The organism is Enterobacter cloacae complex sp. P13B, assembly GCF_014895915.1.
Lineage (GTDB): Bacteria > Pseudomonadota > Gammaproteobacteria > Enterobacterales > Enterobacteriaceae > Enterobacter > Enterobacter bugandensis.
In genome coordinates this window covers 54,603-61,499 of record NZ_JADBQN010000058.1, presented here as the reverse complement: position 1 = coordinate 61,499, position 6,897 = coordinate 54,603, and the positions used below count along the sequence as shown (strand labels likewise).

Here is a 6,897-nt window from a genome sequence, read left to right as displayed (position 1 = left end):
TACCAAACCTCTTTAATCCTGAATATTGCAATAAGACTTATAAATAAAGTGGATTTGGGTTAAGATGTCTATACGGAAAGCAGTAGAAAGATGCAGTGGTTTTGCATTTTTGAAACTGATTTTCCGAATTAATTGATTGTTATTGTTGGAGTTATCTCTGGCTGGAATGTGTCAAACATCTCCTGCTACGTTGACAGCGCTGCGAAAAAGATGGCAGAAAAAGTGTTACGCCTTTAATGTAATTTACATAACCCTGCGAACATCTAAATATCCTGAACGTTTAAGAGAATAAAAATAACGTCATGAAACGTGCTTTCTGACTGTTGATATAAAGCAGCACAATAACTATCTGTCAGGCAGTCTGCCGGGCCGGGATGCGAGGGAAAACCTTCAGAAGGAATTGCTTAACTGTTACACACAGCTTCAACCCGGGCAGCTCCGCACGAGCAACCTGAAAGTGAATAGATATGATAAATGCAAATCGTCCGATAATGAATCTCGACCTCGATCTGCTGAGAACGTTTGTTGCGGTCGCCGATCTCAACACTTTTGCAGCAGCTGCTGCCGCCGTCTGCCGAACTCAGTCCGCCGTTAGCCAGCAAATGCAGCGGCTGGAGCAACTGGTTGGGAAAGAGCTTTTTGCCCGTCACGGGCGTAATAAGCTCTTAACGGAACACGGTATTCAGCTACTGGGTTATGCCAGGAAAATTCTTCGCTTTAATGATGAAGCATGTATGTCATTAATGTTTAGCAACCTTCAGGGGGTGTTAACCTTAGGGGCATCTGATGAGTCAGCGGATACAATATTGCCGTTTCTTCTCAACCGAATTAGCTCGGTTTATCCGAAGCTTGCGCTGGATGTAAGCGTAAAACGTAATGCCTTTATGGTTGAGATGTTAAATGAGAACAAGGTCGACCTGGTGGTCACGACGCATCGTCCCGGACAGTTTGATTGTCTGACCTTGCGCACATCGCCAACGCACTGGTATTGCGCAGCGGAATACGTGTTGCAAAAAGGGGAACCCGTACCGCTGGTATTACTGGACGATCCGAGTCCTTTCCGGGATATGGTGCTTACGGCGTTAAATGAAGCCAACATTCCGTGGCGTCTGGCCTATGTAGCGTCCACGCTGCCCGCGGTGCGTGCCGCCGTGAAAGCGGGTCTTGGCGTAACGGCCCGTCCGGTAGAGATGATGAGCCCCGATCTGCGCGTTCTCGGTAAATCTGATGGTCTCCCAGCGCTGCCGGATACCGAGTATCTGCTTTGCCATAACGCGTCCAGTCATAACGAGCTGGCGAAGGTGGTGTTTGAGGCGATGGAAAATTACCATAACCCATGGCAGTTCGAGCATGTTACCTCCGAAGGGGGGGATGATTCCCTGATCGTTGAAGGTGACTTTGAGTGATCAAAAGCTCAAAATTCTGGTAACAAATTGTAAGTGTAAAAAAAAGCCACTCGTGCCGTTTTCGCACGCAGTGGCTTTTTTTTGCCATTATTATCCTCTTTCGTTACAGGGTTTTCATAAATAAAACATACATATCAAGGGAATAAATGCTTCTGCTTGAATTTTGTTCACTTTCCGTTCTAACTTCATCCATAACCCCTTGATGTTAAAAAAGCAGCAAATATGTTGCCGGTTTTTTGGGTGAATTAACAAAAGCGTGTCTCAGATCAAGAAAATACTCCTATTTGGGGGGAGGAATCGTTGGCAAATCCTGTCAAAATAGGAGGGTTATTTTTTTTACTTCCAAAACGGACACGATTCAACAACATGCATTTGACGAAAAGTCAGGTAACCACCAGGGTTAAAGGGCACCAAATGTTAATGAGAATCGCTCGATGTAATTTAATGTGAAGAAACCTTTGTTAAAGTTGACAATAGGTTATAGAAAGGAGTAAAAAACCCCATCATTTTGCTGTCTACGTCTCATTTCAGACAGTTAGTGTAAGGTTATTTGTTCCTCCCCATGAATCGATGTGATGCCCATCTGCCAGCAAGAGCAGTGTCGTCGGTATCACTTTTGATGAGTAAGCAATGAGTATGTCAACATCCACAGAAGTCATCGCTCATCACTGGGCATTCGCAATCTTTCTTATTGTAGCCATTGGCCTGTGCTGCCTGATGTTAGTCGGCGGCTGGTTCCTGGGCGGTCGCGCCCGTGCAAGGCACAAAAACACACCTTTCGAATCAGGTATTGATTCAGTAGGTTCCGCTCGCTTACGCCTGTCTGCCAAGTTCTATCTGGTAGCGATGTTCTTCGTCATCTTCGACGTGGAAGCGCTCTACCTGTTCGCATGGTCGACTTCCATTCGCGAAAGTGGTTGGGTGGGCTTTGTCGAGGCCGCAATTTTCATTTTAGTGCTACTGGCCGGTCTGGTTTATCTGGTGCGTATTGGCGCGCTTGACTGGACGCCTGCGCGTTCACGTCGTGAACACATCAACCCGGAAAACAGTATCTCTAATCGTCAGCAGTAACAGCGAGGCAATAAGATGGATTATACGCTCACCCGCATAGATCCTAACGGTGAGAATGACCGTTACCCCCTGCAAAAACAGGAGATCGTAACCGACCCCCTGGAGCAAGAAGTCAACAAAAGCGTGTACATGGGCAAACTCGAACATGCCATGCACGATATGGTCAACTGGGGTCGTAAGAACTCCATCTGGCCATACAACTTTGGCCTTTCTTGCTGCTACGTTGAAATGGTGACGTCATTCACTGCGGTGCATGACGTTGCGCGTTTTGGGGCCGAGGTACTGCGTGCTTCCCCGCGTCAGGCTGACCTGATGGTGGTGGCCGGTACCTGCTTTACCAAAATGGCGCCTGTTATTCAGCGTCTGTATGATCAGATGCTGGAGCCAAAATGGGTTATCTCCATGGGAGCATGTGCAAACTCCGGCGGTATGTACGACATTTATTCCGTTGTGCAGGGCGTTGATAAGTTCATTCCGGTGGATGTTTACATCCCGGGCTGCCCGCCGCGCCCAGAAGCCTATATGCAGGCGCTGATGCTGCTGCAGGAGTCTATCGGTAAAGAACGTCGCCCACTCTCATGGGTTGTTGGCGATCAGGGTGTCTATCGCGCGAACATGCAGTCTGAGCGCGAGCGTAAACGTGGTGAACGTATTGCCGTCACCAACCTGCGTACGCCTGACGAAATTTAATTTGCGCCTGTAGGCCTGGAGAAAACCTTCGCATATCACTACTCAAATAGCGCGAAGCCAGGCTTAACAGTCACCACGGACCATTTGCAATGGTGAACAATATGACCGACTTAACCGCGCAAGAAGCCGCCTGGCAGACCCGGGATCATCTTGATGACCCCGTTATTGGCGAACTGCGCAACCGTTTTGGGCCGGATGCCTTTACCGTTCAGGCGACCCGCACCGGGGTACCCGTTGTTTGGGTGAAGCGTGAACAATTGCTGGTAGTTGTCGATTTCCTCAAGAAATTGCCAAAACCTTACGTCATGCTGTTTGACTTACACGGCATGGACGAACGTCTGAGAACGCACCGCCAGGGTCTCCCTGCTGCGGATTTTTCCGTTTTCTACCACCTGATCTCAATAGACCGCAACACGGATATCATGCTCAAGGTGGCATTGTCTGAAAACGACATGCATCTGCCGACGATCACCAAACTTTTCCCGAACGCTAACTGGTATGAGCGTGAAACCTGGGAAATGTTCGGCATGACCTTCGACGGCCACCCGCACCTGACGCGCATCATGATGCCGCAGACCTGGACCGGCCACCCGCTGCGTAAAGACTACCCGGCACGTGCGACCGAATTCGATCCGTTTGAGCTGACCAAAGCCAAGCAGGATCTGGAGATGGAAGCGCTGACCTTCAAGCCGGAAGACTGGGGCATGAAGCGCGGTACTGAAAACGAGGACTTCATGTTCCTCAACCTCGGTCCGAACCACCCGTCTGCGCACGGTGCATTCCGTATAATTCTTCAGCTTGACGGCGAAGAGATTGTCGACTGCGTCCCTGACATCGGCTACCACCACCGCGGTGCTGAGAAGATGGGCGAGCGTCAGTCCTGGCACAGCTACATTCCGTATACCGACCGTATCGAGTACCTCGGCGGCTGCGTAAACGAAATGCCTTACGTGCTGGCCGTTGAGAAACTGGCAGGTATCACCGTCCCGGATCGCGTTAACGTGATTCGCGTTATGCTGTCTGAACTGTTCCGCATCAACAGCCACCTGCTGTACATCTCCACGTTCATTCAGGACGTGGGCGCGATGACCCCGGTCTTCTTCGCCTTCACCGATCGTCAGAAAATCTACGATCTGGTGGAAGCGATTACCGGCTTCCGTATGCACCCGGCCTGGTTCCGTATCGGCGGTGTGGCACACGATCTGCCGCGCGGCTGGGACCGTCTGCTGCGTGAATTCCTCGACTGGATGCCGAAACGTCTGGCGTCTTACGAGAAAGCCGCGCTGCGCAACACCATCCTGAAAGGCCGTTCCCAGGGCGTTGCTGCCTATGGCGCGAAAGAAGCGCTGGAGTGGGGGACTACAGGTGCTGGCCTGCGTGCGACCGGTATTGATTTCGACGTGCGTAAAGCCCGTCCTTACTCTGGCTACGAAAACTTCGACTTTGAAGTCCCGGTGGGCGGCGGCGTGTCCGACTGCTACACCCGCGTGATGCTGAAAGTGGAAGAGCTGCGCCAGAGTCTGCGCATCCTTGAGCAGTGCCTCAACAACATGCCGGAAGGCCCGTTCAAGGCGGATCACCCGCTGACCACGCCGCCGCCGAAAGAGCGCACGCTGCAGCATATCGAAACCCTGATCACCCACTTCCTGCAGGTTTCCTGGGGCCCGGTCATGCCGGCGCAAGAATCCTTCCAGATGATTGAAGCGACCAAGGGTATTAACAGTTACTACCTGACCAGCGACGGCAGCACCATGAGCTACCGTACCCGCGTGCGTACGCCGAGCTTTGCGCACCTGCAGCAGATCCCGTCCGCCATCCGCGGCAGTCTGGTCTCCGACCTGATTGTGTATCTGGGTAGTATCGATTTTGTTATGTCAGATGTGGACCGCTAATTATGCACGAGAATCAACAACCACAAACCGAGGCTTTTGAGCTGAGTGAAGCAGAGCGTGCCGCCATTGAGCACGAGATGCACCACTACGAAGACCCGCGTGCGGCGTCCATTGAAGCGCTGAAAATCGTACAGAAACAGCGTGGTTGGGTGCCGGATGGGGCGATCTATGAGATCGCGAAAGTGCTGGGTATTCCGGCAAGCGACGTAGAAGGCGTAGCCACGTTCTACAGCCAGATCTTCCGTCAGCCGGTTGGCCGCCATGTGATCCGCTACTGTGACAGCGTGGTCTGCCACATCACCGGTTACCAGGGCATTCAGGCTGCGATTGAGAAGAAGCTCAATATCAAGCCGGGCCAGACCACGTTCGATGGACGCTTTACTCTGCTGCCAACCTGCTGCCTGGGTAACTGCGACAAGGGGCCGACCATGATGATTGATGAGGATACTCACAGCCATCTGACGCCGGAAGCGATTCCTGACCTGCTGGAGCAGTACAAATGAAAACTGTAATTCGTACTGCTGAGACGCATCCGCTGACCTGGCGTCTGCGCGATGACAAACAGCCGGTATGGCTCGACGAATACCAGAGCAAAAACGGCTATGCCGGTGCGCGTAAAGCCCTCGGCGGCATGGCGCCGGACGACATCGTTAATGCGGTGAAAGATTCCGGCCTGAAAGGCCGAGGCGGTGCGGGCTTCTCCACTGGTCTGAAGTGGAGCCTGATGCCGAAAGACGAATCCATGAACATCCGTTACCTGCTGTGTAACGCCGATGAAATGGAGCCAGGCACCTATAAAGACCGCCTGCTGATGGAGCAGCTGCCGCACCTGCTGGTGGAAGGCATGCTGATCTCCGCGTTTGCGCTGAAAGCGTACCGTGGCTACATCTTCCTGCGCGGTGAGTACATCGAAGCGGCAGAAAACCTGCGTCGCGCGATTGCCGAAGCCACCGAAGCCGGCCTTCTGGGTAAAAACATCCTGGGTACCGGGTTTGACTTCGAACTGTTCGTGCACACCGGTGCCGGGCGTTACATCTGCGGTGAAGAAACTGCGCTGATTAACTCCCTGGAAGGCCGCCGTGCGAACCCGCGTTCCAAGCCACCGTTCCCGGCAAGCTCCGGCGTTTGGGGTAAACCGACCTGCGTAAACAACGTCGAAACCCTGTGTAACGTCCCGGCTATCCTCGCCAACGGCGTGGAGTGGTATCAGGGCATCTCCTCAAGCAAAGATGCCGGTACCAAGCTGATGGGCTTCTCCGGGCGCGTGAAGAACCCTGGCGTCTGGGAACTGCCGTTCGGTACCACCGCACGCGAAATTCTTGAAGACTACGCCGGCGGCATGCGCGATGGCCTGAAATTTAAAGCCTGGCAGCCGGGTGGGGCAGGGACAGACTTCCTGACCGAAGCCCACCTTGACCTGCCGATGGAATTCGAAAGCATTGGGAAAGCAGGCAGCCGTCTGGGTACGGCGCTGGCGATGGCCGTCGACCACGAGATCGGCATGGTCTCGCTGGTACGTAACCTGGAAGAGTTCTTTGCTCGCGAGTCCTGCGGCTGGTGTACACCGTGCCGTGACGGTCTGCCGTGGAGCGTGAAGATCCTTCGTGCAATTGAGCGCGGCGAAGGCCAGCCGGGCGATATCGAGACGCTTGAGCAACTGTGTCGATTCTTAGGGCCAGGTAAAACCTTCTGCGCCCACGCACCGGGTGCCGTCGAGCCGCTGCAGAGCGCGATTAAATATTTCCGCGACGAATTCGAAGCAGGCATCAAGCAGCCGTTCAGCAATACCCATTCGATCAATGGTATTCAGCCGAACCTGCTGAAAGCGCGCTGGTAAC

6 protein-coding genes are annotated in these 6,897 nt (G+C 53.0%); all 6 read left to right on the top strand.

The window, feature by feature from the left end; translation table 11 throughout:
- Positions 1-467: 467 nt before the first annotated feature.
- The 6 genes from lrhA to nuoF all read left to right on the top strand — a co-directional run bounded on the left by lrhA (position 468) and on the right by nuoF (position 6,896).
- A complete protein-coding gene (lrhA, locus tag IM273_RS21120) occupies positions 468-1,406 on the top strand; it encodes a transcriptional regulator LrhA (RefSeq protein ID WP_028013934.1) in 939 nt (312 codons plus the stop codon).
- A 630-nt stretch (positions 1,407-2,036) separates the two neighbouring features.
- On the top strand, positions 2,037-2,477 hold the full coding sequence (gene nuoA / locus IM273_RS21115) for an NADH-quinone oxidoreductase subunit NuoA (protein WP_014171000.1): 441 nt from the start codon (positions 2,037-2,039) through the stop codon (positions 2,475-2,477).
- A gap of 15 nt (positions 2,478-2,492) precedes the next feature.
- Positions 2,493-3,167, top strand: coding sequence for an NADH-quinone oxidoreductase subunit NuoB (gene nuoB / locus IM273_RS21110; RefSeq protein WP_003861482.1), 675 nt, complete (start codon positions 2,493-2,495; stop codon positions 3,165-3,167).
- Between the two features lie 89 nt (positions 3,168-3,256).
- Positions 3,257-5,059 carry an NADH-quinone oxidoreductase subunit C/D gene (gene nuoC, locus IM273_RS21105; protein ID WP_193050964.1) on the top strand — a complete coding sequence of 601 codons (1,803 nt, stop codon included), beginning with the start codon at positions 3,257-3,259 and terminating at the stop codon, positions 5,057-5,059.
- 2 nt (positions 5,060-5,061) lie between these two features.
- The gene (nuoE, locus tag IM273_RS21100) at positions 5,062-5,562 is read left to right on the top strand and encodes an NADH-quinone oxidoreductase subunit NuoE (protein ID WP_006176513.1); all 501 of its coding nucleotides are present in this window, start codon (positions 5,062-5,064) and stop codon (positions 5,560-5,562) included.
- A complete protein-coding gene (gene nuoF, locus IM273_RS21095) occupies positions 5,559-6,896 on the top strand; it encodes an NADH-quinone oxidoreductase subunit NuoF (protein ID WP_006811381.1) in 1,338 nt (445 codons plus the stop codon). Before nuoE ends, nuoF begins: the two co-directional genes overlap by 4 nt.
- The last annotated feature ends 1 nt before the right edge of the window (position 6,897 follow it).

What these genes read in the sequence shown, in the direction of transcription:
- lrhA (WP_028013934.1), top strand. Translation starts at nt 468, where the DNA reads ATGATAAATGCAAATCGTCCGATAATGAATCTCGACCTCGATCTGCTG.
- nuoA (WP_014171000.1), top strand. Translation starts at nt 2,037, where the DNA reads ATGAGTATGTCAACATCCACAGAAGTCATCGCTCATCACTGGGCATTC.
- nuoB (WP_003861482.1), top strand. Translation starts at nt 2,493, where the DNA reads ATGGATTATACGCTCACCCGCATAGATCCTAACGGTGAGAATGACCGT.
- nuoC (WP_193050964.1), top strand. Translation starts at nt 3,257, where the DNA reads ATGGTGAACAATATGACCGACTTAACCGCGCAAGAAGCCGCCTGGCAG.
- nuoE (WP_006176513.1), top strand. Translation starts at nt 5,062, where the DNA reads ATGCACGAGAATCAACAACCACAAACCGAGGCTTTTGAGCTGAGTGAA.
- nuoF (WP_006811381.1), top strand. Translation starts at nt 5,559, where the DNA reads ATGAAAACTGTAATTCGTACTGCTGAGACGCATCCGCTGACCTGGCGT.